Origin of the sequence: Xenorhabdus hominickii, from assembly GCF_002632725.1 — a bacterium.
Lineage (GTDB): Bacteria > Pseudomonadota > Gammaproteobacteria > Enterobacterales > Enterobacteriaceae > Xenorhabdus > Xenorhabdus hominickii.
Map to the genome: position 1 here is coordinate 1 of NZ_NJAI01000023.1, position 2,494 is coordinate 2,494.

A 2,494-nucleotide genomic window follows, 5' to 3' on the forward strand; every position below is an offset into this window, starting at 1 on the left:
TGCCACATATGCCTGCCAACTGGTGGACATCCCCATAGCGCCCGTATTGGCCGCTGTTCCTGCCACTGCACCCGCCCCTGCCATCGCGCCTCCGGCAACGCCACCTGCAACACCCATGATTGATTTCAATATGACATTGGTCACAATAGCTTGTGCCGCCATATCGACCAGATTCTGAATGATGCTCTGGGTCAGAGAAGAGAACAGGCCAATCATGCCCTCTTTGAATGTTTGCGTGCCTGTTAACATCCCTGTCAATACGTTTGACATCCTCTCTTGTGTAACAACGAACATATTTAACGTCATTTTCTGTAGCCGTCCCTGACTGGCGTAGAGTTGCATGGCCGCATCATAACGGCGCTGATTTGTCTCATTATCAGAAGCGATCAGTAATTCATTTTTGCGCTGTTCGGTGATCAGGGTCTCGGTCGCATAGGTCTGAATCAATACCTTCCGTTTCTCCAGTTGGTTCTGGAGGTCCTGCAACGGATCGACATTGCCGGCCAATTCCGCACCGGGAGAGACCGCACTGCGCTGATTGGCCTCCGCTACCGCACTGAGATAGCTGAACTGAATTTCCCGCTTGCGACGCACAACTTCTTCGGTGCTTTGGATATCGCTGGCGGCAATCTGGCGCTGGAGTTGCTCTTCGGCTTCCCGGCGGGCATGAGTGGCTTGGCGGTAAGGGTCAGCGGCGAGGGCATCCTGAAAATCTTTCGTGCGTTGCTTGGCCTGGATACTGGCCGTGCTGAGCCTGATCAGCTCCTCACGCTGTTTCCCGGTGTATTTGGCACTGATGTCCATTGACGAGGCGAAGAGCGCCGCCGCCGTCTCGCCGTCTTTCATCCGTACCTGTTCGACCTGAATTTCCCGGTTCAGGTCAGCCACTTTATTTCGGTAGTTTTCCTGTGCGCTGGCGGCTTCCCGGGCAGCTTTTGCCGCTTCGCTGGTGGCTTTTGAAGCGGCAACCTGCGCCTCTTTGGCTTTTTCCCCGTTTTGATATACCGCGACCGAATCATTGATGTATTTTTGATAATGGTCCTGATATTGCGGGGTATTTAGCCCTTGATCCTCTGCGGCAAACTCCGCCTGTCTTTTAACCTTCGCAACCCCCTGCAACGAAGAAAGCTCAAGATCACGCTCCGACTTCTTCAGAAAGTCCTGTTGCTTGTCGTTCAGGGGGATCTGGGGAAGCGCAAACGGAACCGGTGTTAACGTCATCCGCTCTTGCAGCAAGCGGTTACCCGCGGACAACACCCGGTTAAAATCGGAGCCCGCCAGTGTCAACATCGGCAGGATATCGCGGGTATTGAGCATCTCGACATAATTATCACGAAGCAGGCCGGATTGTCTGGACTGCAACAGGTTTAATTCTTTTTGCTTATTGCTTAACCCCTCCTGCATCAGCGCCAGGTTGTTCACTTCATTGTTATAAACCCTGGTCGCTTCGGTCAGTTGCTCAACCGGACTTGAGGAGTAAAGCGTCTTGACGCCTTTTTCGGCCACAATCCGGGTGCGCTCCATATCCATTTTTCGCGCTTCCACTAACTTTTTTTGCTTCTCTATGGCTTCGTTTTGGGCCGATATGTCATCCTGTGTATCAAAGACCCGCTTCTTGACCTCCAGTGAATTCATGGCCTCCAAGGCTTCGGTCAGCAGTTCCGTGCTGTTCCTGAGTTCCAATGCCGATTGTTTGGCCTGCTCCTGCTTTTGATGCATAAAATAGAGCGCCGAACCCGCCAGTATTGCCAAGCCGGGAATACCGCCAATCAACCCCAGCGCGCCGCCCATCAATCGGGAGCCGAGCGAAGTGACCGCATTGAGCTGGGCTTGGGCGGCAGCTCTTGCATTGATGCTTTGTGTCACTCTGGCCTGTGCTGCCGCTTCTGCGGCCAGTGTCCTGTTCAGTCTCGCTTCTGCTGCGGCGAATGTCTGTGCCGTTGTGGTTTGAAGCATACGTGAACGCGCGGCGATAACGTTTTGTTGTGCCTGATAAGCGCTGGCTCTCGCTGAGGCAACCTGAACCTGAGAATTACGGTAGGCTTGATCCGCGTTATTAATTTCGGCGCGGGAATTCTGGATCAGCGCAGACGTTGATGCACCAATTGCGGATATCCTGTCACCCAGCGCTCTTGCCCCGAATAGACCTGCGGCCACTACGCCAGCCGCGGCGACGGTATCCATGTTTTTCGCCACTCCATCCAGCACGCCGGACAGGATGGTGGTCGCACTGACGGTCTGGTTAGCGCCCCCGACCCACTGCTGAAAAGCATTCGTCACTCGGGTTGAGGCCGCACTCACGCTGTTCGGCATCGAATCGAACTCTTCACGCATTTTCTGCAACTGGCTGACTAATGCAGGGACAATTTTGGGCGTGGTCAGCTCACCGGCATCGGCCAGCCCTTTCAGGTCTTTTTGGGCGACCCCCAGTCCGTCGGACAGGGCCTTCATGATCCGCTGACCGGATTGGGCGACCGAGTTAAAGTCCTGCCCC

Annotated in this window: 1 protein-coding gene; it reads right to left on the reverse strand. The window is 54.6% G+C overall.

Annotation, left to right across the window (positions count from 1 at the left end; translation table 11 throughout):
* A partial coding sequence (locus Xhom_RS24575) for a phage tail tape measure protein (RefSeq protein ID WP_099140117.1) occupies positions 1-2,494 on the reverse strand: 2,494 nt, incomplete at both ends.